Source organism: Alistipes sp. 56_sp_Nov_56_25 (genome assembly GCF_001915285.1).
Taxonomy (GTDB): domain Bacteria; phylum Bacteroidota; class Bacteroidia; order Bacteroidales; family Rikenellaceae; genus Alistipes; species Alistipes shahii.
The window spans coordinates 49,916-75,526 of record NZ_MNQF01000008.1; the positions used below are offsets into that span (position 1 = coordinate 49,916).

Sequence of the window (25,611 nt, forward strand, 5' to 3'; positions counted from 1 at the left end):
TATGGCAAAAGAGGTTGCTGCATTTATTAAATTGCAGATCAAAGGTGGTGCCGCCAATCCTTCGCCGTTGGTCCCGCATTGGGTTCTAAGGGAGTCAATATCATGGACTTCTGCAAGCAATTCAATGCTCGTACGCAGGACAAGGCGGGAAAGGTTCTTCCGGTCATCATCACGGTTTACAGCGATAAGTCGTTCGACTTTGTTGTAAAACAGCCGCCCGTAGCTATCCAGCTCAAGGAAGCAGCTAAAGTGCAGAAAGGTTCCGCGCAGCCCAACCGCGACAAGGTCGGTCAGGTGACGTGGGATCAGATCCGCGAAATCGCGCAGGACAAAATGCCCGATATGAACTGCTTCACGCTGGAATCCGCTATGCGCATGGTTGCCGGTACTGCCCGCAGTATGGGTATCAGTGTCGTCGGAGAATTTCCTAATATGTAATTGCGAAGAAGATGAGTAAGTTGACAAAAAATCAAAAGATCGCCTACGCTAAGGTGGAAGCCGGTAAGGCTTACAAGCTCTCGGAGGCTGCCGCTCTTCTGAAGGAAATTACGTTCACGAAATTCGACGCTTCGGTGGATATCGACGTGCGTCTGGGAGTCGATCCCCGCAAGGCGAACCAGATGGTCCGCGGCGTGGTGACGCTTCCCCACGGAACCGGTAAGACGGTGCGCGTGCTGGTGCTGTGTACTCCCGAGAAGGAGGCCGAGGCACAGGCTGCAGGCGCGGACTATGTAGGTCTGGACGAGTATGTTGACAAGATCAAGGCCGGCTGGACCGACGTTGACGTGATCATCTGTACTCCCAATGTGATGGGTAAAGTCGGTGCGCTGGGCCGTATTCTGGGTCCCCGCGGACTGATGCCGAACCCCAAGACCGGTACGGTTACGATGGAAGTCGGCAAGGCCGTCCAGGAGGTGAAAGCCGGTAAGATCGACTTCAAGGTCGACAAATTCGGTATCATCCACACGACGGTAGGCAAGGTTTCGTTCTCGGCAGATCAGATCGTGGACAACGCGAAAGAGGTGCTGAATATGATTCTCAAGCTGAAACCGGCTGCTGCCAAAGGTTCTTACGTGAAGAGTATTTATCTCTCGACCACCATGAGCCCCGGCGTGCAGATTGATTCCAAATCAGTAGAAACCAAATAAGAAGGAGGAGAGAAGAGATGACTAAGGAAGAAAAACTGGTTGTAATTGACAGCCTTGCCGAGCAGCTCCAGGCTTATCCTCACTTCTATATCGCCGACATCGAGTCGCTGAACGCAGAGCAGACCGCTGCCCTGCGCCGCAAGTGCTTCGAGAGCGACGTGAAGCTGGTGGTCGTTAAGAACACCCTCTTGGGCAAAGCCCTTGAGAAGGTGGAGAAGGCCGATGCTGATCTGGTAAAAGTATTGGAGGGTCCTACCTCGATTATGTTCACCAACGTTGCGAAAGCTCCCGCTGTTTTGATCAAGGAGTTCCGCAAGAAGTCGGAGAAGCCCGTCCTGAAGGCGGCTTTCGCCGAAGGATGCGTTTACGTGGGTGACGATCAGCTGGACGCTCTGTGTAACATCAAGTCGAAGGAAGAGCTTATCGCCGACATCGTCGCACTGCTCCAGTCCCCGGCCAAGAATGTTATCTCTGCATTGCAGGCTAATGCAGGCCAAAAGATTGCGGGCCTCGTGAAGACGCTCGAATCGAGAAACAACTAATTTCACAAACAAGAATCAAAAACAAATTAATAAGCTTACAACTATGGCAGACGTAAAGAAACTTGCTGAAGAACTGGTAAACCTGAAGGTTACCGAGGTAAACGAACTCGCACAGATCCTCAAGGAGGAGTATGGCATTGAGCCGGCTGCTGCCGCTGTTGCCGTTGCAGCTCCCGCTGCAGGCGCAGGCGAGGCTGCTGCCGCCGAGAAGACGTCGTTCGACGTTATCCTGAAGGCTGCAGGTCAGGCCAAGCTCCAGGTTATCAAGGTAGTGAAGGACATCGCAGGTCTTTCGCTGGGCGATGCTAAGGCACTTGTTGACGGTGCTCCCAAGGCCGTTAAGGAGGGTGTTTCCAAGGAGGAGGCTGAGCAGATCAAAGGCCAGCTCGAGGAAGCAGGTGCTGAAGTTGAGCTCAAGTAGCATTGCTGCTTAAGCGTCAATAGAAGACGAACAGGTATAGGGCTTACCGGTGTGTAAGCTCTATGCCTTTTCTTGGTCTAAAGACCGGAAGTGCCGATCAGGAGCTGTGTCCGGTTTTTGGAATATAGGATGCTCCCGGGGCCTGCAAGGCCTTCATACGGGAGCATTGCCGGGATAATGACCCGCACATTTTGGGGAGCGTAACCCATTACACTTCAACTAATTTGGATTTTACGATGTCCGCAGCAAAAACACAACAAAGAATTAGCTTTTCGACAGTAAAAAACCGGGTTCCGTACCCGGATTTGCTGGAGGTACAGCTTAAATCATTCCGGGACTTTTTCCAGATGGACACCACGGCCGAAAACCGTAAGAACGAGGGCCTCTACAAGGTCTTCCAGGAAAATTTCCCCATCACGGATACCCGGAACAATTTCGTTCTGGAGTTTATCGACTACTATATCGACCCGCCCCGTTACTCGATCGAGGAGTGCCTGGAGCGCGGTTTGACGTACAGCGTTCCGCTGAAAGCCAAGCTGAAGCTCTACTGCACGGACGACGAACACGAAGATTTCGGTGTTGTCGTTCAGGACGTGTACTTCGGTACGATCCCCTATATGACCGAACGCGGTACGTTCGTCATCAACGGTGCGGAGCGTGTCATCGTATCCCAGCTGCACCGTTCGCCCGGCGTGTTCTTCGGACAGAGCATGCACACGAACGGCACCAAGCTCTACTCGGCGCGAATCATTCCTTTCAAGGGTTCGTGGATCGAGTTCGCTACGGACATCAACAACGTGATGTATGCGTACATCGACCGTAAGAAGAAACTGCCCGTCACGACGCTGCTGCGCGCCATCGGCTACGAGGCCGACCAGCAGATCCTGGAAATCTTCGACCTGGCGGACGAGGTGAAGGTCAACAAGGCCAACCTCAAGAAGGCCGTGGGCCGCAAGCTGGCCGCGAGGGTGCTCTCGACGTGGGTCGAGGACTTCGTGGACGAGGACACGGGCGAGGTGGTTTCCATCGAACGAAACAACGTGATCGTGGACCGCGAGACGGTTCTCGAGGAGGAGCATGTGGACCAAATCCTCGAAAGCGGCGCCAAGACGATTCTGCTGCACAAGGAGAACCTCTCGGGCATCGACTTCTCGATCATCTACAATACGCTGCAAAAAGACCCGTGCAACTCCGAGAAGGAGGCCGTGGTTTATATTTACAGGCAGCTGCGCGCTTCGGAGCCGCCCGATGAGGCTACGGCGCGCGACGTCATCGAGAAGCTGTTCTTCTCGGACAAACGCTATGACCTGGGCGATGTGGGCCGTTACCGCATCAACAAGAAGCTGGATCTGGACACCGATCCGGCCATCCGCACGCTGACGCGCGAGGACATCATCGCCATCATCAAATACCTGATCCAGCTGATCAACTCGAAGGCCGACGTCGACGACATCGACCACCTGTCGAACCGCCGCGTCCGCACGGTGGGCGAGCAGCTGTCGAATCAGTTCTCGGTCGGTTTCGTGCGCATGGCGCGTACGATCCGCGAGCGCATGAACGTGCGTGACAACGAGGTGTTCACGCCGGTGGACCTGATCAACGCCAAGACCCTTTCGTCGGTGATCAACTCCTTCTTCGGAACCTCGCAGCTCTCGCAGTTCATGGACCAGATCAACCCGCTGGCCGAAATCACGCACAAACGCCGTCTGTCGGCCCTCGGTCCCGGCGGTCTGTCGCGTGACCGCGCCGGTTTCGAGGTGCGAGACGTGCACTACACGCACTACGGACGCCTTTGCCCGATCGAGTCGCCGGAAGGCCCGAACATCGGTCTGATCTCGTCGCTGTGCGTCTATGCGAAGATCTCCCCGATGGGCTTCATCGAGACGCCTTACCGCCGCGTGGAGAACGGCAAGGTCGATATGGACAATTCGCACATCCACTACTATTCGGCCGAGGAGGAGGAAGACCTGGTCGCCGCACAGGCGAACACCCCGATCGACGGGGAGGGCAATTTCCTGGAGCCGGATCGCATCAAGGCGCGTGAAGGCGCCGATTTCCCCGTGGTCACGGCCAGCGAAGTGGACCTGATGGACGTGGCTCCGAACCAGATCGCCTCGATCGCCGCGAGCCTTATCCCGTTCCTGGAGCACGACGACGCCAACCGTGCGCTGATGGGTTCGAACATGATGCGCCAGGCCGTGCCCCTGGTGACTTCGGAAGCCCCGATCGTCGGCACGGGTATCGAGAAGGACATGATCTCCGACAGCCGCATCCAGATCGTTGCCGAGGGCGACGGCGAGGTGGTTTTCGCCGATGCGACGAAGATTCAGATCAAATACGAGCGTACGGAGGACGAGATCCTCGCGTCGTTCGCTCCGGAGGTGACGACCTACACGCTGCCGCGCTACCGTCGCACCAACCAGAATACCTCGGTGACGCTGAAGCCCATCGTGCTGACGGGCGACAAGGTGACGAAGGGGCAGATTCTGACCGAAGGCTACTCGACGCAGCACGGCGAGCTGGCCCTGGGCCGCAACCTCAAGGTGGCGTTCATGCCCTGGAAGGGTTACAACTTCGAGGACGCCATCGTGATCTCGGAGCGTATCCAGCGTGAGGACATCTTCACCTCGGTGCACGTCGACGAATATATCATGGAGGTCCGCGACACCAAGCGCGGTGTCGAGGAGCTTACGTCGGACATTCCCAACGTCTCGGAGGACGCCACGAAGGACCTCGACGCCAACGGTATCGTCCGTGTCGGCGCCAACATCCACCCGGGCGACATCCTGATCGGCAAGATCACCCCGAAGGGCGAGAGCGATCCGTCGCCCGAGGAGAAGCTGCTCCGCGCGATCTTCGGCGACAAGGCCGGCGACGTGAAGGACGCCTCTTTGAAGGCCCAGCCGTCGCTGCACGGCGTGGTGATCGACACCCGTCTTTACAGCCGCGCCAACAAGGAGGGTAAAAAGAGCAAGAGCGCCGAGAAGGCCCAGCTGGACAAGCTCGACGAGAAGTTCGCAGCCGAAATCGCGGAACTTACGAAGCGTCTGGTCGGCAAACTGTGGACGCTGCTTCAGGGCAAGACCTCCACGGGCGTTACGGACTACTTCGGGGTGGAACTCTATCCCGCGGGGACGAAATTCTCGCAGAAGATGCTGGAGGAGATCGCCCGCAAGTCGACGGACGAGAAGACCGGCGTGGTGATGGGGTATCTGAACCTCGGGTCGTGCAACTGGACGGGCGACGCCCACACCGATGCGCTCATCGAGGCCACCATCAACAATTACACCATCGAGTGGAAGAAGGCCGACGCCGCCATCAAGCGCGAGAAGTACAACATCACCAACGGCGACGAGCTTCCGCAGACGGGCGTCATCCAGATGGCCAAGGTCTACATCGCCAAGAAGCGTAAGCTGAAGGTGGGCGACAAGATGGCCGGACGCCACGGTAACAAGGGTATCGTGGCCCGTATCGTGCGCGACGAGGACATGCCGTTCCTCGAGGACGGAACGATCGTCGACATCTGCCTGAACCCGCTGGGCGTGCCTTCGCGAATGAACCTCGGCCAGATTTACGAGACCGTGCTCGGATGGGCCGGCCGCGAGCTGGGCTTGAAGTTCGCCACGCCGATTTTCGACGGCGCTTCGCTCGACCAGATCAACGAATACACCGCGCAGGCGGGTATCCCGCACAGCGGCCGTACGTACCTCTACGACGGCGGCACGGGCGAGATGTTCGACCAGCCGGCTACGGTGGGCGTGATCTACATGCTCAAGCTGGGCCACATGATCGACGACAAGATGCACGCGCGTTCGATCGGTCCCTACTCGCTCATCACGCAGCAGCCGCTCGGCGGTAAGGCGCAGTTCGGCGGTCAGCGTTTCGGTGAGATGGAGGTCTGGGCGCTCGAAGGCTTCGGCGCCGCCAACATCCTGCAGGAGATTCTGACGATCAAGTCCGACGACGTGATGGGCCGCGCCAAGGCGTACGAGGCCATCGTCAAGGGCGAGAATCTGCCCAAACCGGGTATTCCCGAGGCGATGAACGTGCTGCTGCACGAGCTTCGCGGTCTGGCTCTGTCGGTGAAACTCGAGTAAGGTGTATTTTAGAGGAAAAGAAAAACGAGAACAAATATGTCAATTACCAAAGACAATAAACCGAATAATGGTTACAGCCGGATTTCGATCGGCCTGGCCTCCCCCGAGGAGATTCTGGCCCAGTCGAGCGGCGAGGTGCTGAAGCCCGAGACCATTAACTACCGTACCTACAAGCCCGAGCGCGACGGTCTGTTCTGCGAACGGATTTTCGGCCCGGTGAAGGATTACGAGTGCCACTGCGGTAAGTACAAGCGCATCCGCTACAAAGGCATCGTCTGCGACCGCTGCGGCGTGGAGGTGACCGAGAAGAAGGTGCGCCGCGAGCGCATGGGACACATCTCGCTGGTGGTTCCGGTGGTGCACATCTGGTATTTCCGCTCGCTGCCTTCGAAGATCGGCTACCTGCTGGGCATTCCGTCGAAGAAACTCGAGGCGATCATCTACTACGAACGTTACGTCGTGATCAACGCCGGCGCCGCCTCGGAGCAGGGCATCGAGCGTCTGGCCACGCTTTCGGAGAAGGAGTACCTCGACGTGGTGGCCGCGCTGCCGAAGGGCAACCAGTCGCTCGACGATTCGGACCCCAACAAGTTCGTCGCCATGATGGGCGCCGAGGCCGTCTACACGCTGCTGAAGCAGGTGGACCTCGATTCGATGTCCTACGCCCTGCGCCACAAGGCCTCGACCGAGACCTCGCAGCAGCGTAAGTCGGAGGCGCTGAAGTGTCTGAACGTCATCGAGTCGTTCCGCGCCTCGGAGGGCAAGAACAAGCCCGAGTGGATGGTGCTGAACGTGATTCCGGTGATCCCGCCCGAGCTGCGCCCGCTGGTGCCGCTGGACGGCGGACGTTTCGCCACGTCGGACCTGAACGACCTCTACCGCCGCGTCATCATCCGCAACAACCGCCTCAAACGCCTGATCGAGATCAAGGCCCCGGAGGTGATTCTGCGCAACGAGAAGCGCATGTTGCAGGAGGCCGTCGACTCGCTGTTCGACAACTCGCGCAAGAGCAACGCCGTGAAGAACGAGTCGAACCGTCCGCTCAAGTCGCTGTCGGATTCGCTCAAGGGCAAGCAGGGCCGCTTCCGCCAGAACCTGCTGGGTAAGCGTGTCGACTACTCGGCCCGTTCGGTCATCGTTGTCGGTCCCGAGCTGAAGATGCACGAGATGGGCATTCCGAAGGACATGGCCGCCGAACTTTACAAGCCGTTCGTGATCCGCAAGCTCATCGAGCGCGGCATCGTCAAGACGGTGAAGTCGGCCAAGAAGATCATCGACCGCAAGGACCCCGTGATCTGGGGCATTCTGGAGAATGTCATCAAGGGACACCCCGTGCTGATGAACCGCGCCCCGACGCTGCACCGCCTCGGTATCCAGGCGTTCCAGCCCAAACTGATCGAGGGCAAGGCCATGCAGCTGCACCCGCTGGCATGTACGGCGTTCAACGCCGACTTCGACGGCGACCAGATGGCCGTGCACCTGCCGCTGGGCAACGCCGCCATCCTGGAGGCCCAGCTGCTGATGCTGGGTTCGCACAACGTCCTCAATCCCGCGAACGGCGCGCCGATCACGGTCCCTTCGCAGGACATGGTCCTCGGTCTCTACTACATCACCAAGCCCCGCAAGGGCGTGAAGGGCGAAGGCCGCGTATTCTACGGCGCCGAGGAGGCGATCATCGCCTACAACGAGGGCCGGGCCGACCTGCACGCCATCGTGAAGTGCATGGTCGACGACCTGGACGAGCAGGGTAACGAGGTGCGCGTGCTGAAGGAGACGACCATCGGCCGCATCCTCTTCAACCAGGTGGTTCCCAAGGAGGTAGGCTACATCAACGAGATTCTGACGAAGCGTTCGCTGCGCGACATCATCGCCGTGGTGATGAAGAAGGCCGGTGCCGACAAGGTGGCCGCGTTCCTCGACGACATCAAGAATATGGGTTACCGGATGGCCTTCCGCGGCGGTCTGTCGTTCAACCTCGATGCCGTGATCATCCCCGAAGAGAAGGAGAAGCTCGTGCAGGAGGGCTACGAACGTTCGGACTCCATCATGGAGGACTACAACATGGGTCTTATCACCAACAACGAGCGTTACAACCAGATCATCGACGTCTGGACGAATATCAATACCAAGCTGACGAAGGCCGTGATCGAAACGCTGATCAAGGACAACGACGGTTTCAACCCGGTATACATGATGCTCGACTCCGGCGCCCGTGGTTCGAAGGAGCAGATCCGTCAGTTGAGCGGTATGCGCGGTCTGATGGCCAAGCCGCAGAAGTCGGGCGTCGAGGGTGGCCAGCAGGTCATCGAGAACCCGATTCTCTCGAACTTCAAGGAGGGACTTTCGGTGCTGGAGTACTTCATTTCGACCCACGGCGCCCGTAAGGGTCTTGCCGACACCGCCCTGAAGACGGCCGACGCAGGTTACCTGACGCGCCGTCTGGTGGATGTGGCGCAGGACGTGATCATCAACGAGGAGGATTGCGGCACGCTGCGCGGCCTGACGGCTACGGCCATCAAGCGCAACGACGACGTGGTGCAGACCCTCTACGACCGTATCCTGGGCCGTGTGGCCCTGAACGACGTGATTCACCCGCTGACCGGCGAGGTGATCTGCAAGGCCGGCGAGGAGATCACCGAGCCGATCGCCGAAGCCATCGAGAAATCGCCGCTGGAGTCGGTGGAGATCCGTTCGGTGCTGACCTGCGAGTCGCGCCGCGGCGTCTGCGCGAAGTGCTACGGCCGCAACCTGGCCACGGCCCGCATGGTTCAGAAGGGCGAGGTCGTCGGCGTCATCGCCGCGCAGTCCATCGGCGAGCCGGGTACGCAGCTGACCCTGCGTACGTTCCACGTCGGCGGTGTGGCCGGCGGCACGGCTGTCGAGACCAACGTCGTTTCGAAATACGAAGGCCGTCTGGAGATCGACGAGCTGCGCACCGTCAAGGGCAAGAATGCAGCCGGCGAGGCGATCGACATCGTTATTTCGCGTCAGTCGGAGTTCCGCATCGTCGACCCCAAGACCGACATCGTCCTCTATACGCACAACCTGCCCTACGGCGCGACGCTCTTCATGGCGGACGGCTCCGAGGTCAAGAAGGGCGACCTGATCTGCGAGTGGGACCCCTACAACGCCGTTATCATTTCGGAGTACGAGGGTAAGGCCTCCTACGAGAGCGTTATCGAGGGTATCACCTACCGCGACGAGCGCGACGAGCAGACGGGCCTTTCGGAGAAGGTCGTGATCGAGTCGAAGGACAAGACCAAGAACCCCGTCATCAAGATCGTCGACCGCGAAGGTCTGGAGGTCAAGCAGTACAACCTGCCCGTGGGCGCCCACGTGGTCGTGAAGGACAACGCCCGCATCAAGGCCGGCGACATCCTGATCAAGATTCCGCGCGCCGTCGGCAAGTCGGGCGGCGACATCACCGGCGGTCTGCCGCGTGTTACGGAGCTGTTCGAGGCCCGCAACCCGTCGAACCCCGCCATCGTATCGGAGATCGACGGCGAGGTGGCGTTCGGCAAGATCAAGCGCGGTAACCGCGAGATCATCATCACCTCGAAGCAGGGCGACGTGAAACGCTATCTGGTTCCCCTGTCGCGTCAGATCATCGTGCAGGAGAACGACTACGTGAAGGCCGGCAGCCCGCTGTCGGACGGTGCGATCACCCCGAGCGACATCCTCAATATCCTCGGCCCGACGAAGGTGCAGGAGTACATCGTCAACGAGGTGCAGGAGGTGTACCGCATGCAGGGTGTGAAGATCAACGACAAGCACTTCGAGGTCATCGTCCGCCAGATGATGAACAAGGTGAAGATCGAGGACCCGGGAGACACCCGTTTCTTCGAGGATCAGGTTGTCGACAAGTGGGAGTTCATGGATGTGAACGACGAGTTGTACGACAAGGTGGTCGTCACCGACGCGGGCGATTCGACATCGTTGCAGCCCGGGCAGATCGTTTCGCTGCGTAAGCTGCGCGACGAGAATTCGAGCCTCAAGCGCCGCGACCAGCAGCCGGTGCAGGTGCGCGACATCGTGCCCGCGACTTCGACCCAGGTGTTGCAGGGTATCACCCGCGCCGCACTCCAGACTTCGAGCTTCATCTCGGCGGCTTCGTTCCAGGAGACGACCAAGGTGCTGAACGAGGCGGCCATCCAGGCCAAGGTCGATCCGCTGGAGAACCTCAAGGAGAACGTGATCTGCGGTCACCTGATCCCCGGCGGTACGGGCCTGCGCGACTACGACGACCTCGTAGTCGGTTCGAAGGCCGATCTGGAGTCGCTCCAGCAGGCGCAGTAGCCGAAGACGAAGGGGGGGGCTATGGCGACGACGTGTCGCCGGGCAGTTGCCCTTCGTGTACATATCGAAAAAAGCCGCTCCCGAAAGGGTGCGGCTTTTTGTAGGAGCAGTACAATGCATAAAAGTGTAAATGTTTTGTTTACAGGTATTTAATGTATTGATTTCCGTAGGTTCCGAAACACTCAAAGGCAGAATCGGGCAGGTTTAACGGTGAGTTGTATTACTTATCCGTTACCTGCCCGAAATGCTTTATTTCGCATTAAAGCGCTTGTTTTGGCTACTGTTGTGCCGAATTCTCGCATGCCAAATAACTTGACTAAACGTTTAACCCATCCAACAAGTTCAAGTTATTATGCAACGCAGCACGTTCAAAGTCCTTTTCTACGTAAAAAGGCAGTCGGAGAAATCGGGCCAGATTCCCGTCATGGCCGTATTACGATCAACGGTACGATGTCGCAGTTCAGCTGCAAACTCACCGTTCGTTCTTCTTTTTGGGATACCAAGGCAAATAAAGCAGCCGGCAAAAGCCTCGAAGCCCAACGCATCAACCGAATGTCTTCGTCTTCTGCGCATTTACAGGTTTAAGCTATGCGAACGTTTCGAAACTGACCCATACAGATATTCATACAGACGACAACGGGGATCGTTGGATCATCGACAAGCGTCAGAAGACGGGTACACAGTTCCGTGTCAAACTTCTCCCCGTTGCTGAAATGATTTACGACTGTTATAAGGACATGCACCTCTCGGGAGACAGGGCCTTCCCGCTCAAAGGCACCTATAATACGTTGAATATGTCGTTACGGCATGTTACCAGGCATGCCGGTTGCCGTTCAATCCGACGATCCATGTGGCCCGGCATACATTTGCCACGACGGTCACGCTCACGCAGGGCGTACCGTTGGAAACCGTATCGAAGATGCTGGGACATAAACATATCACCACGACCCAAATTTACGCCCAAATCACCAACGACAAGATCGGACAAGATATGACGGCATTGAGCGGAGAAATTCAACCGTGTTTTCAAGGTCGCGCAGCAACCTAATATTCAAGCAATTCCCAGCCGGCGAGAAAGACGATATTCTGCGCCCCGGACGCTACCCTGCGAACGCTCTCCAAATCCACGACCGGAACACTTATGCTGATAGCCAGCAAATAACCTGTGAAGGGAATTTTCCGATGCCATTCTTCTGACGACATAAGGCAGTGCATAATTAAGAGTTTTTTATAAGCGATAAATTAAAGAATTCTTGTGTTCATGAATTTGTGATTTTGGTGATTCACGACTGTATTCATTCGTGAACGACTTCTTTTATGCAGAGGAGATGGGAGGCGTTCCTGCCTGCCATATCGATTCCATGAATGACTTGTAAAAGGAATGTAGGAAAGAGGGTTTTGAATCTCGCGTTTCATCTTTTGATAGTGAAAGATTTTATTTGTGATGCATTCGGGTTTTATGTCCGCTCCAGTCCGTTCGGCGGTTTTTTTCGTGCCGGACGGTTGTAATATTACACCCCGGAACTGATCCGGCTATGGAAGCCGATTTATCGTAAAATGTATCTTCGCCGAGGAGTTCATCATCATCAGACGCGCCCCTTCGAAAGTGCAGTTCATCGCTCGACACAACGAGTTTTATTTTCAATTTCAGAAACTGGCCAATAACTATAACCAGATTGTAAAGGTCGTCAATGCGCACTTTTCCAACATTGCGATCCCGCATCAGATTGCCATGTTGGAACAACAGACACGCGAATTGAAAGTCCTAAGCATCGAAATTCTCAACCCCGCAAAACAGGCTAAGGAATGGTTGCGAATATAAGGTCGGGCCCCTCGCCCAGTGGAGCGTTGTATTATAACAAGGAGAAAGTGGATAAGGATAAAGCGGAAGTACTCTTTGGGCAGAAGATGTTAGAGCTGTTCGACAAATATGGACAGTGGATGTTGTACCTCGATTAACAAACAGAAATGATTGCGTCAGTGTACCATAAAATACGTGTAAATTTGCTTTTAATTCAAACAACGCATCTATTTAATATGTTGGTAAAAATGGTGCAAAGCAGATAATATTTTATAATAAGACAGAAAATGTTATCTTTGTTTTATAAAGTTTGGGCGTGAATCTGAGTAAATAGGGTAACATATGATGCGAAAAGCTGATGTTTCCTTCGAGGAACTTTATAATTGCTATAAAGTTCGTTTCGAAAGGTTTGCCATAAGTTATATACAAGATCGCAGTGTAGCGGAAGATATTGTAACCGATTCATTCGTCTATTGGTGGGAACACAGAGATCGAGTTGGATCGAAAGACGAAAATCCTGCGGCTTATATTCTTGCGACTATTCGACATAAATGTCTCAATCATCTGCGTGCGTTACAAGTTCGATTGCGGAGTCATAACGAGATCAGAGAATCTCAAAGTCGTATTGTGCAGGAGAATATCCGGTCGTTGGAGCTTTGTGATCCCGTCCATCTTTTTGCTGGAGAGGTTGAGGCTCTCGTTCGGCAAAGTTTGGAAGAACTACCGGAATTGACTCGTTATGTTTTTATAGATCAACGCCTTAATGGTAAGTCTTATCGGGATATTGCTGTCGAGTATGCCATTTCTGAACGACGAGTTGAAACTGAACTTGCCCGTGCATTGGATAAATTGCGTAGAAGATTGAAGGATTATCTGCCTGTGATACTTGTATCCTTGGTTCTAAGTCGTTTCATTCGTTGATTTTTCGTTTTTTACAAAAAAAAAAATTATATTTTTTGCGGGAAACAGTCTCGCAGAAGTGTTTTATTTATGTAAGCGCCTGAAAAGGCTGCATGTAAGATGGAAAAAGAAACCTTATATCGTTTTTTTCGAGGAGAAACTACTCCTGATGAGCAGCAATGCTTGATGGATTGGCTTGATGCCGACGAAGAACACCGCCGAACATTTGATCGAGAACGACAAATGTATAATGCCTTGTTGTTGTTTGCTCCGCAGAAACAGGTTGCTTTCCGTCAGTCGATTGGCTTGCGGCGAATAATCGGATATGCAGCTCAAATTGCCGCAATGCTTGCTTTGGCAGTGGGGATCGGTTGGGGATATGTTTCCTATCACGAGCATTCCTGGGAAGCGCTTACAACTCGTATCTCTGCCCCTGAAGGGCAACGTGTCAATCTGAAATTGCAGGATGGCACTGAAGTGTGGCTCAATTCGGGTGCAGAACTTGAATATCCGTCTCTTTTTGCCGGGGATACTCGCCGGGTTCGGTTGGCCGGTGAAGCATTTTTCGATGTCAGCCACGATGCCAGCAAGCCGTTTGTCGTAGAAACTTTTGCGTGCCGGGTTGAAGTGCTCGGAACTCGCTTCAACGTGAATGCCGATGTGCAGCACTCTGGTTTTTCGACCACTTTGCTGCGTGGCAGTGTTCGCCTAACATCATTGGAGGATTCTCGACAGCAAGTTGTGCTCAAACCTGATGAAAAGGCCGTATTCGAAAATGGAAAATTGACCCTTCATAGAGCAGATGACCCTAACGAATATCTATGGGTCAAAGGGCTGATCTCTATCAGTGGGCTTGATTTCAAAGAGGTGATACATCGTATGGAGCATTGTTACGGCGTGCGTATCAACCTCAATGTTGCTCCAATACCAACATTGGAGGCAATGGGTAAACTTCGCATTTCCGACGGTATCGAGCATGCTCTCGGCATATTGCAGCGCAATTGCAAATTCAATTACATGTACAACCACGAAACCAACGAAATAACCATTTATTAGCTAACCTTTTATGAACCTTAAACCCACCTGCCTATGATGTAATTCCGCATCCTATTTTGCGCGTTATCTTTTTATAAAAAGATGCCCGAACTGCTGTCACAGTTTCGGGCACTGGAGGGTAACGTCGTTATTTGAATTAATTCCGGATATTTCCGGCTCATTATCCCTCTTTAATTTACAAAGATATGAAGAAAAAAACTATCAGGCAATCAAAACGTCTGATAATCTCGCTGTTCGTAACTTTCTTTTGTCTTACGGCCTCGGCTGCTCAGGCACAGACAGCGCTCGTAACCATTGATTTGCAACAGGAGAAGATGGTGCAGGTAATGGACGAAATCGAAAATCAGACCAAGTATTTGTTTATTTATGATAAAAATATGGACACGGGGCGTTTGGTCAATGTGCATGTTAATAAGCGTCCTGTTGCTGAGGCTCTTGATCAGATGGTGAAGGGAACAGATGTGGTTTATGAAATTCAAGGTTCCAATATTATTCTTACTGTCAGGAGCCAACAAACGGATGGTCCGAAAGTCGTGTCGGGAAAAGTAACGGACAATAAAGGTGATGCTGTGATAGGTGCGGCAATACTTGTCAAAGGAACGACTGTTGGCACGAGTTCAGGTGTCGACGGAGTTTATACGTTGCGTATTCCAGAAGTGAATGCAAATACTATGATAACGGTTAATTATCTGGGATATGAGCCGATTGAACTGCTTGTCGGCACCCGGGAGCGAATTGATATCGTTTTGCAGGAACAGTCGCTTGGTGTAGATGCTGTCGTGGTGACGGCGCTCGGTATCAAGAAACAGGAAAAAGCATTGACCTATAATGTTCAGGAGGTTTCTGGCTCTATTGTCAATACGGTTAAGGATGCCAATTTCGTCAATTCGCTTTCCGGAAAGATCGCAGGCTTGCAGATCAATGCCAGCGCTTCGGGAGCCGGAGGTTCGACGCGTGTGGTTATGCGTGGCGTGAAGTCGATCAACGGGGATAACAATGCACTTTATGTAGTTGACGGCATTCCGCTTCCGAGCCTGCGTTCTAAACAGACGGAAGGCATTTATGAAACGCCCGATGGTGGCGATTACGAAGGTATCGCCAACATCAACCCAGAGGACATCGAGTCGATGTCTGTATTGACGGGAGCTACGGCAGCCGCTCTCTATGGTTCACAGGGAGCCAACGGTGTGATCCTTATTACTACTAAAAAGGGACAAGAAGGACGTGTGCGTGTTAACTATGCCAACAATACAACCTTTTCATCGCCTCTCGTAATGCCTGAGTTTCAGAATACCTATGGTACGAGTTCAGACGCACCTTCAATGAGTTGGGGTGAGAAGTTGGTTTCCCCCCCCCATCGTTATGACCCCGAAGATTTTTTCCAGACCGGGTTTGATGAAACGAACTCGATTGGCATCACCGCTGGTACCGAGCGTAATCAGACTTATTTTTCGGCCGCTTCTGTAAACACGCGGGGCATTATTCCCAACAATGTCTACAACCGTTATAATTTTTCCTTGCGGAATTCCGCCGTGCTTCTGCCTGAAAAGCTGACGCTCGATTTGGGTGCTACTTATATGAAGCAGTATTCGCGGAATGCATTGGTGCAGGGTATCTATCACAATCCGCTGATCGGCGTCTATCTGTTTCCGCGAGGAGATGATATCCGTAAGTATCAACTTTACGAGCGTTATAATGCTGGTTTGGGTTACAGCGAACAATTTTGGGGTTTGGAATTCATTAATGGCGTGGAAAATCCTTATTGGGTTACCAATCGAGAGCTGTTCGAGAATAATATGCAGCGTTATACATTCAATGCTACGCTCAAATGGAATGTTACCGATTGGTTGACTCTGTCCGGTCGGGTGCGTACGGACAACACGCGGATGAATTATACGCGTAAAATCTATGCCTCTTCGAATACTCTTTTTGCATCGGAATATGGTAACTACTTGAACCATACAATGAGTCATAATAACCTCTATGCTGATGCCCTTTTGTCCATCGACAAGAGTTTTTTCGACAGAGCGCTTTCCCTGCAATTTAACTTGGGAGCCAGTCTTACGGATGACAAACATTCACTGGTCGGTTATGAGGGACATTTGGCCGGTATTCCGAATAAATTCACTTATAACAATATCGTATCGAGCGACCTGAACACACTACCCGGTCAAGAGAATTACCATGATCAGAGTCAGGCCGTTTATGCCACGTTACAACTGGGTTGGAAAGGGATGCTTTATCTGGATGTGACGGCTCGTAACGAATGGGCTTCGCAGTTGGCTTTTACGGATGAATTGAATATCTTTTATCCTTCAGTAGGCCTTTCTGCCGTGATCTCGTCGATGGCAGATCTTTCGAAAACAGGCATTTCGTTCCTTAAAATTCGGACCTCGTACGCCGAGGTCGGCAACCCGCCGCAGCGTTACATTACGGGACGGAATTATTCGATCAAGGGAGGGGTTGTGACAACCGAAACGATCGCTCCTGCTACGCATTTGCGTCCGGAGCGTACCAAATCTTTCGAAGTAGGTATGAATGCAAAGTTTCTCGACAACAAGATCTGGGCTGACTTTACTTACTATAATACGGCGACTTATAACCAGTTGTTCTGCTATGACGCCCCTCCCTCGACCGGTTACAAGAAGGCCTATTTGAATGCCGGTAAAGTCAATAACTGGGGTATTGAGGCTGTTGCCGGCTATAAGAACACGTGGAAGAATTTCTCATGGTCGACGAGTTTCACTTTTTCGATGAACCGCAATACGATTCGCGAACTGGTTCCCGAAGGAACGATTGATCCCGTAACGGGAGCTGAAGTGAATCTTCCGGAAGTGAATATGGATTTCGGAGGTTATCGGGTTAAGTTGAAAAAGGGCGGCTCTATCGGAGATTTCTATGTGACAGGTCTTAAAACCGATGACAAAGGCAACATTTATGTCGATCCGAACTCGAATACGGTGACGACCGATCCCGACACCTGGATTTATGCAGGAAATACGGATGCGCGTGCCCGTTTGGGATGGAATAACCAGTTCTCCTGGAAAGGTATTTCACTCGGTGCATTGTTCGATGCGCGCATCGGCGGTCGCGGTGTGTCGGTGACACAAGCTTTGATGGACCGCTTCGGGGTTTCAGAAGCTTCGGTTGATGCTCGTGAAAACGGGATTCAGCTTTCGGAACATCAGATGCTTCCTGGTTCCGGAGCTCAGGAGTTCTTTAATAATACAGGCGACGGTATGGGCATGCTGGCTCGTTATGTCTACGATATGGATAACGTGCGTCTGCGGGAGCTTTCATTGGGTTATGACCTGCCTTCGAAATGGTTCCGTAACAAGATGCAGGCGACGGTGTCGCTTGTGGGCCGCAACCTTTGGATGCTTTATAACAAAGCTCCGTTCGATCCCGAACAGACCGCTTCGACAAGCACTTATTATCAGGGAATCGACTTTTTCATGCAGCCAAGTGTCCGTACAATCGGTTTCAGCGTGAGACTTCAATTCTAAAACGATAGAATCATCATGAAAAATACTTTATATAGAACCAAAATTGGTTTGGCTTTCGTTACGGCTTCGCTGTTGACAATGGTATCTTGTACGGGCGATTTCGAGCATTTCAATACCGACCCGAATTCCGCACAGCAAATCGACCCGACTACATTGATCACCTCCATGGAGCTGGATGCAATGTATCCCACTACGGGTGAAACGACGGTTCCTGTGAATAATTATCAGACAGGTTGGAACTTGTTGGCAGACCATTATGCCGGTTACATGGCATGTGCCAATCATTGGGAGGGTGGTATCAATCCACTCGTTTATAATTTGACGAATAATTGGCGCAGTACTGTCTTTTCGGTTGCATTTACGCAAGTGATGCCTGCATGGCTTCAACTCAAAGCGGCCTACGATCAGGGATTGGTTGCCGGCGAGGTGATGGCTGTCGGAGATATTCTGAAGGTTGTGACTCTTCACCGGGCCAGCGATATGTATGGTCCCCTGCCTGTACTCCATTTCGGGGAGGCGCGCTCGCCTTATGATGCTCAAGATGTACTTTACGACCATTTTTTCCAGACGCTCAATAATTCGATTTCCGTTTTGGAAGATTTTCTTGCTACAACGCCCGACAGCAAAGCGTTGGTGAAGGTTGATGCCGTTTATGGCGGGGATTTTGCCAAATGGCTGAAATTTGCCCGTTCGCTCAAACTGCGTCTGGCGATGCGTATCCGCTATGTCGAGCCGGACCTGGCCCTTCAATATGCGCAGGAAGCCATTGAGGGCGGGGTCATCACCTCGACGGATGAGAATGCCTTGTTGCAGACTTATCGCCAGATTACGGTCACCAATCCGTTGGAAATGATTTGGAACTCCTACAACGATGCCCGTATGGGAGCTTCGATGGATTCGTATCTGAATGGTTATGAAGATCCGCGCCGCGAGAAGATGTTCCAACCTGCGACCATTACCGGAGGAGGTTTTCATGGTGTGGTTAACGGTTTGGGGTCGACCGAACAGAAATTTTATACCAAGATGTCCGCTCCAAACATTTTCGGTGAGACTCCGATGCGTTGGCTGCTTGCTTCGGAGGTGGCTTTCCTGAAAGCGGAATTCAAACTGCTGAAAGGCGATAAGAGCGGGGCCAAATCCGATTATGAAGAGGGCATTCGTCTGTCGTTTCTCGAGAACGGATTGTCCGCATCTGATGCTGCCGATTATGCGCAGAGTATGAAGACCCCTGCCCGATTCATAGATATGTCGGAAAATCCGACCAAGTATTCAAAGAATGCATTAGGAACCGTTTCTGTGAAGTGGGCCGAAGATGGAAATGAGTTGGAGCGAATCATTACTCAAAAGTGGATCGCCCTCTACCCTAATGGGATGGAGGCATGGGCCGAGTTCCGTCGCACGGGTTTCCCGAAACTTTTCCCGATTAACGAAAATAGCAACGATCCGTCGATTGACAAAAATAAGCAGATTCGACGGGTGATTTTCCCCAAGAGCGAGTATGCGAACAACGCCGGAGCCGTGAATGCTGCGACGCGCTTGTTGGGAGGACCCGACAGTGGAGGTACCCGACTTTGGTGGGATGCCCGATAAAAGTCGAATAGAAATCACAAATGAATTTCATTATGAAAAATAGTATAAAACATTTTCTGTTGCCGCTCGTTTGTGGAATTGCGTTCATTTCCTGTGAGAAGCAGACCACTCCTGAGCCGGTTCAAATCCAACGTCCGGAATTACAGTCGCCCATCGTACGTGACGATGTTTATTATGCCCGTTTGCGTGCTTACAAGAAAACGGATCACAAACTCGCTTTCGGCTGGTTTGGTTCTTGGACAGCTATCAATCCTTCTGAACAAAGTCGCCTGCGCAGTGCCCCCGACTCGATGGATATTATTTCGATATGGAGTCAGTGGCACAGTCTGAGTCGGGAGCAGATCGAAGACAAAGCTTTCGTGCAGCAGGTATTGGGAACGAAGGTTGTTTTTTGTATTTCAGCAAAAGATGTTCCCGAAGAGTTCAAGGTTGACGGTCAGATCACCGATGAGTCTCTTAAAGACTATGCCAGGGCATGGGGCAAGGATTCGATTGATAAATATCAATATGACGGTATTGATATTGATTTCGAGACTGCTGCAGACCATTTGGGACCACTGAATACCACGCCCGGACTGTTCAAGAAGTTCTGCGAAGAGTTGAGCCAGTATATCGGTCCTAAATCGGGGACAGGGCGTTTGTTTCTGATCGATGGTAACATTGATGCTCTTGATCAGGGTATTGCAGAGCTTTGTAATTATGGTGTTTCGCAGGCTTATGGATGCTCGTCTGCGACCATGGGCTATACATCATTGACAAGCCGTACGGCAAGTGCAGAACGGGTGGGCTGGAAAGCCGATCAGCTTATTTTTACTGAAAATTTCGAATCTATGTGGAAAAGCGGCGGGATACTTCATACTACCTTGTCCGGCAAACAGATGATGTCGTTGCAAGGCATGGCCGATTTTGCGGTAAATGGTACTTCGTGCGGCTTTGGCGCTTATCACATGGAGTATGAATATGGCCATTCGGATATGCCTTATAAATATATGCGTCAGGCGATTCAGTATGCAAATCCTGCCCCGCATGGGGACTATTCGAAAAATTTGGTTACGTTGAACGAGGCAGGCGAGTACGCTTTCGAGATTCCGGTCTTTCCTTCGGGCATGAGCGAAGGGGTTCAGTTCTCATTGACGGCATCGTTGACGGGCGTACCAACAGCCGATGCAGATATTCCGCTGGTTGTGGACAACAGTCTGGTGACTGCTTATAATAATTATTATTATACGGAATATAAAACGCTGGATCCCGCACTTGTCTCTTTTTCCGGACCGCTTCATTTCGTGGCTGGGGCACAGGATTCGGAGACTCCAGTTATAGTAGGCATTACAGATATGACGGCGTTGGGTGATGAGGAATATTTGGTTCCAGTGCGTGTTGATTTCTCAAAGCATTCAGGTTTTTCTGCCAATACCGACAAAGAGGTTTGTTACCTTAAGTTGAAGACGAAGCAGCAGGTTTGTGTTCTGTCGCTTCCTGGAATGGAGCAGGTGACTGAAATCTCTGTGATGCAAGGAGAAGACGGTATGGTCATTGAGAAGAAAGGTTATACGTTGCAATTGCAGGCCTCCATCGGAGTGCCTGTCGATAGCAAATTTTCCATTGTGGCTGATCCTGCCTTAGTTGATAGTTATAACAAACAGCACGGCACGAAATACACCCCGATGTCTGCGAATGATGTAACGCTTCCAGACGAGTTGTTGCTTCCGAAAAATAGTCAGGCGACCACCCCTGTTGAGATTAAGGCTGTTGATTATGAAAAACTGACGTCGGACGGATCGATGGTGGTTTTGAAAGTCGATCTTGGCGGGAATGCGGATTTCAATACCATTGGAGATAAGGATGTTGTTAAATTCGTGGTATTCAAAAAGATGGAAGGGAATATTGAGGAAAATGCTACGCGGGTTCCCGGTACGGTGATTGCGGATATGAGCGGATGGACTTATGATGCTCCGGGTGCAGAAGGGCTCGTCTCTTCGCAAATGTTCGACGGAGCAATAGCGATGAATCAATCAGGCTGGTATATTACAAACGGCTCCGTGACGGCGACTGTCGATATGGTGAATGTTCATACGCTTGCAGGTTTCCGCATCCGTCCCATGTATGGTTTAGGCTATTATAAGGTATTACGGCTTTATGACGTGAAGACGAGCGAAGACGGTCAGCATTGGGTTTCGCAATCGGGGGATTCTTTCGTCTCTTTGGCTTTGAGCGGTGATGATTGGCAGTATGTGAAATTCTATAAGCCTGTTTCTTGCCGTTTTGTCCGAATGACCTATCGTTGCGATAAAGAGAGTGCATCTAATAGTTATGTAGGGTGCAATGAGTTCAATGCCATTGCTTCGAATTAATTGTTAAATACGAAAAAACTATGAACCTGAAATATTTTATTGTTTTTGTCGCAGGTATGGCTGCTCTTGCAGGGTGTCAGGAGGCTTCCGAATACATACCGTCGATTTATATCACCGAGGCACAGCGGCAAGAGGTTAAAACCATTACGATCTCCCAAGCTGGAGAAAAAGCCGAATTTACAGTTTCGGCGGCACAGATTGTCGACCGTGATACGCATGTGTCGTTTGAAGCATGTCCGGAACTGGTTGCGGATTATAATGACAGATACGGACGGACTGCCGTTGCACTCGAAGACTTTACGTTTGCGAAAAAAGAAGTGGTGATTGCTGCCGGTAAAAATGTTTCGGAAAGTGTCGAAGTTGTCGTGAACGAGGAACTGAAACCGGGAACATTCTATTGTCTGCCGGTCAAGATCGCCTCTACGGACGGAGGCATGTCGATCTTGGAATCGTCGAGTAAGCTTTTTCTTGTATTCCGGGCACCGGTTAGGAGTAAAGCGGTCTATATTGGGTCAGGCAACAAGTGCTTTGTTCCGACTTTCCCCGAGCATCCCTCATTTGAAGGATTGAATCTCGAAACGATGCAGGAGGTGACGCTTGAGTGCCGTGTTATGGTCAACTCATTCACGAAGAGCGATCCCTATATTTCGTCGATTATGGGATTTGAGGGTGATGTTTGTATGCGTTTCGGCGACGTGAAGATCGGCTATGACGTGCTCCAGGTCTGCAAGGGTGATTATCAGCCGGCAGCTATCAATTCTCCTTGTGCTCCGAACCTGTGGTATCACGTGGCCGCCGTGTGGTCGCGCTCTACATTACGTGTTTATATTGACGGAAAGTTTGTTGCTGAGCAGACGCACAAGGGCGAAACTGTCAACCTTGCTGGATACCATAAATTGGGCCGTACTGGAATTGGCTTCAGTTTGGGTGCAGCTTCGGTTTATAACAATAACCGTCCGCTTAACGGTTATTTGGCCGAGGCACGTGTCTGGTCGCGGGCGCTCTCGTCGAATGAAATCGCCAACAACAAGGATTTGGTGGTTGTCGATCCGCAGTCGCCCGGCTTGCTGGCCTATTGGAAGATGAACGAATGCGAAGTGCTTGAAGAGCCTCGTAGAGACCCGATTCTTAATCGCATTTTCTATAATCGGATTGTCGATCAGACGGGCCACGGATATGATGCCTACGGGGAAGGAAGAAATCCGGATTTTATTGACACCAATTGGTAAGCGACATACATTTTTTCGAAATGGTCCTGTTTTTTGAATCCCTATTTTAAGCAACGGACCTCGTTGTACGGAAAAATGCAGTGCTATGTATCGAAGCGGGCGGCCTGCAAGCCGTCCGCTTTTTAATTAAAAAATAAACTATGAAATTACGATATCTGTTTCTTGCCGCAGTGTTGTTTGCCGGGGCATGCAGCCGGCCGTCGGAGACCTTTTCTACGGGAATCATTCCCGTTCCGCAGCATGTGAATTGGGGTGAAGGGACATTCCGTATGCCTCGGACGTTGACTTATGTCACTGATCTTGAGGGGCAGGAAAAAGCCGATCTTGCAGCGTGGATGGAGCGTTCGGTTGCAGGCCGGTTTTTCCCCGTTCCTTTTGTCGAAGCCCTCGAAGGCGATATTCCGGCTCTGCGGTTGCGGATTGCAGATAAAGGTGCCCCCGAGAGTTATCGGCTTGATGTCGTCCGCGACAGCATGACGATTACGGCTCCTGATGCAGCCGGTTTGTTTTACGGTTTGCAGTCGCTGGCGCAGTTGGCAGAGCATACGGGGCAACGTATTCCCGCCGTTACGATCGAAGACGCTCCGCGTTTCGCTTACCGGGGCTTCATGCTCGACGTATCGCGTCATTTCCGGGATAAGGAGTTTGTCAAACGGCAACTCGATCTGCTGGCCCGCTACAAGCTCAACCGGTTTCATTGGCATCTGACCGACGGTGCTGGCTGGCGTATCGAGATCAAGAAATATCCCGAGTTGACGGATTTTGCGGCTTGGAGGCCCTATTCCTGTTATACGGAGTGGTATTACGGCGACCGGCGTTACTGTCATCGGGATGATCCTGCGGCCGAAGGCGGTTATTATATGCAGGAGGAGATCCGCGAGGTGGTTGAATACGCTCGCGCCCTGCATATCACCGTGATTCCCGAGATTGAGATGCCCGGGCATAGCGAGGAGGTGCTGGCAACCTATCCGCAACTTGCCTGCAGCGGCAAGCCTTATGTCAATAAGGACTTGTGTATTGGCAATGAAGAAACCTTCGAATTTCTGAAGAATGTGCTTTCGGAAGTCATTGAACTTTTTCCCTCGGAATATATCCATATTGGAGGTGATGAAGCGGACAAGGCGAGTTGGGCGACATGTCCGCGCTGTCGGACTCGGATGAGGCAGGAAGGACTGGAAGATGTTGACGGATTGCAGAGCTATCTGGTGCATCGTGTTGAGGTGTTTCTTAACGGTAAGGGACGCCGTTTGCTGGGCTGGGACGAGATTCTGCAAGGCGGATTGGCTCCGGACGCTACGGTGATGTCGTGGCGAGGTTCCGAGGGCGGTATTGCAGCCGCCCGTGCGGGACATCAGGCCGTGATGACTCCCAATAGTTATTGTTACCTTGATTATTGCCAAGATGATCCTACGCGTGAACCGGCTGCTGCTGCGGCTTTCGTCACGCTTGAAAAGGCTTATTCCCTGGATCCGGCTCCCGATTCGCTCGGCGTCGATGTAGTGCCGATGATCCTTGGTGTGCAGGGTAATTTGTGGTGCGAGCATGTGCCGACCGGGGAACATGCCGAGCATATGATATGGCCGCGCTTGATGGCTATTGCCGAAGTGGGGTGGAGCCTTCCGGAACGCAAGGATTACGATGATTTTCATGCCCGCGTACTCGATGCCGTGGCGTGGATGCAAGAGAGGGGATATCATCCTTTCGATCAGAAGAATGCCGTAGGGGACCGTCCCGAATCAATCGAACCTGTTCTGTGCCTCTCGACAGGCAAACCGGTTGTTTACCATACGCCTTACAGCCCGAAATACGCGGCTGTGGGCGATGGCTCGCTGACCGACGGGCTGCGCGGAGACTGGAATTACGGCGACGGCCGCTGGCAAGGCTGGCTCGATACAGACATTGATCTGGTGGTTGATTTGGGGGAATGCTGTTCAGTGAAACATATTGCCGCAGACTTTATGCAGGGATTCTATGCTGATATTTGGATGCCTCGGGCGGTTGAAATTTCTGTTTCGAACGATAATAAGGCGTATACGATGCTTGCGACCGTTGAGAACGACGTGCCGTTCGATTTCAGACAGGACTGTTACCGGACGTTTGGCTGGACGGGTGAATCCCAAGGACGTTATATTCGGCTGAAAGCCTTTCATAACGGACATCCTGGCGGATGGATTTTCACCGATGAGATAATTGTGGAGTAATACATTGATCCTACAGAAATGAATCTTTCTTCGCGTTCACCCCTTCGGTGGGTTCCGAGTTTGTACTTTGCGATGGGGCTTCCGTTTGTGGTTCTGAACATGGTTTCTGCGGTTCTGTACAAGGACCTGGGGATCTCGGATGCTCAGGGAGCCCTTTTCTGGAGCTTTACCGGACGAAGAAGTTCTGGGTCGTGGGGAGCCAGTTGTTGAGCGGCGTTCTGTTCGGCGTCGCGGCCCTGTCGCTTCAGCTTCCGCTGTTCTTCTCGGTCAGTGTTGCTGTCTTTGCGGTCGTTGCCTTCAGCGGGGCGACGCACGACATCGCGGCCGACGGAGTCTACATGTCGGAGCTATCGCCTGCGTCCCAGGCGAAATACATCGGCTGGCAGGGTGCGTTCTACAACCTTGCGAAACTGGTCGCCACGGGCGGTCTGGTGTGGCTTGCGGGGTGGCTTTACGAGGGTTTCAGCACCTCG

14 protein-coding genes and 3 pseudogenes are annotated in these 25,611 nt (G+C 52.5%); all 17 read left to right on the plus strand.

The genetic code is table 11. The features are described from left to right. Position 1: 1 nt before the first annotated feature. A pseudogene (rplK, locus tag BHV64_RS04320) lies at positions 2–438 on the plus strand (50S ribosomal protein L11). A gap of 11 nt (positions 439–449) precedes the next feature. Further along, on the plus strand, positions 450–1,148 hold the full coding sequence (rplA, locus tag BHV64_RS04325; RefSeq protein ID WP_044054614.1) for a 50S ribosomal protein L1: 699 nt from the start codon (positions 450–452) through the stop codon (positions 1,146–1,148). Between the two features lie 17 nt (positions 1,149–1,165). Then, complete coding sequence (rplJ, locus tag BHV64_RS04330; RefSeq protein WP_015548062.1) at positions 1,166–1,690, plus strand: 50S ribosomal protein L10; 525 nt, start codon at positions 1,166–1,168, stop codon at positions 1,688–1,690. Between the two features lie 43 nt (positions 1,691–1,733). Beyond that, positions 1,734–2,111 carry a 50S ribosomal protein L7/L12 gene (gene rplL, locus BHV64_RS04335; protein ID WP_015548061.1) on the plus strand — a complete coding sequence of 126 codons (378 nt, stop codon included), beginning with the start codon at positions 1,734–1,736 and terminating at the stop codon, positions 2,109–2,111. A gap of 236 nt (positions 2,112–2,347) precedes the next feature. After that, positions 2,348–6,208, plus strand: a complete 3,861-nt coding sequence (gene rpoB, locus BHV64_RS04340) for a DNA-directed RNA polymerase subunit beta (protein ID WP_044054613.1) — start codon at positions 2,348–2,350, stop codon at positions 6,206–6,208. A 36-nt stretch (positions 6,209–6,244) separates the two neighbouring features. Further along, positions 6,245–10,504: a DNA-directed RNA polymerase subunit beta' gene (gene rpoC, locus BHV64_RS04345; RefSeq protein ID WP_015548059.1), complete on the plus strand. Its 4,260-nt coding sequence runs from the start codon at positions 6,245–6,247 to the stop codon at positions 10,502–10,504. 273 nt (positions 10,505–10,777) lie between these two features. Further along, positions 10,778–11,089 (plus strand): Arm DNA-binding domain-containing protein, encoded by a 312-nt coding sequence (locus BHV64_RS04350; protein ID WP_288115586.1) that lies wholly within the window; start codon positions 10,778–10,780, stop codon positions 11,087–11,089. Then, a pseudogene (locus tag BHV64_RS13335) lies at positions 11,056–11,544 on the plus strand (site-specific integrase); the annotation flags it as partial. The gene BHV64_RS04350 and the pseudogene BHV64_RS13335, both read left to right, overlap by 34 nt. Before the next feature lie 509 nt (positions 11,545–12,053). After that, the gene (locus BHV64_RS04360) at positions 12,054–12,326 is read left to right on the plus strand and encodes a hypothetical protein (protein ID WP_044054612.1); all 273 of its coding nucleotides are present in this window, start codon (positions 12,054–12,056) and stop codon (positions 12,324–12,326) included. A gap of 321 nt (positions 12,327–12,647) precedes the next feature. Then, positions 12,648–13,226: an RNA polymerase sigma-70 factor gene (locus BHV64_RS04365; RefSeq protein ID WP_288115587.1), complete on the plus strand. Its 579-nt coding sequence runs from the start codon at positions 12,648–12,650 to the stop codon at positions 13,224–13,226. Positions 13,227–13,325: 99 nt separating this feature from the next. Further along, a complete protein-coding gene (locus BHV64_RS04370; RefSeq protein ID WP_044054007.1) occupies positions 13,326–14,261 on the plus strand; it encodes a FecR family protein in 936 nt (311 codons plus the stop codon). A gap of 185 nt (positions 14,262–14,446) precedes the next feature. Beyond that, positions 14,447–17,767, plus strand: a complete 3,321-nt coding sequence (locus tag BHV64_RS04375) for a SusC/RagA family TonB-linked outer membrane protein (RefSeq protein ID WP_288115588.1) — start codon at positions 14,447–14,449, stop codon at positions 17,765–17,767. A 15-nt stretch (positions 17,768–17,782) separates the two neighbouring features. Further along, on the plus strand, positions 17,783–19,357 hold the full coding sequence (locus BHV64_RS04380) for a SusD/RagB family nutrient-binding outer membrane lipoprotein (RefSeq protein ID WP_015546238.1): 1,575 nt from the start codon (positions 17,783–17,785) through the stop codon (positions 19,355–19,357). A 32-nt stretch (positions 19,358–19,389) separates the two neighbouring features. Then, complete coding sequence (locus BHV64_RS04385; protein ID WP_168950004.1) at positions 19,390–21,708, plus strand: glycoside hydrolase family 18; 2,319 nt, start codon at positions 19,390–19,392, stop codon at positions 21,706–21,708. Positions 21,709–21,728: 20 nt separating this feature from the next. Next, a complete protein-coding gene (locus BHV64_RS04390) occupies positions 21,729–22,937 on the plus strand; it encodes a DUF1735 and LamG domain-containing protein (RefSeq protein WP_015546236.1) in 1,209 nt (402 codons plus the stop codon). A 140-nt stretch (positions 22,938–23,077) separates the two neighbouring features. Then, positions 23,078–25,138, plus strand: a complete 2,061-nt coding sequence (locus BHV64_RS04395; RefSeq protein WP_022061060.1) for a glycoside hydrolase family 20 protein — start codon at positions 23,078–23,080, stop codon at positions 25,136–25,138. Between the two features lie 18 nt (positions 25,139–25,156). Next, positions 25,157–25,611: pseudogene (locus BHV64_RS04400) on the plus strand (MFS transporter); the annotation flags it as partial.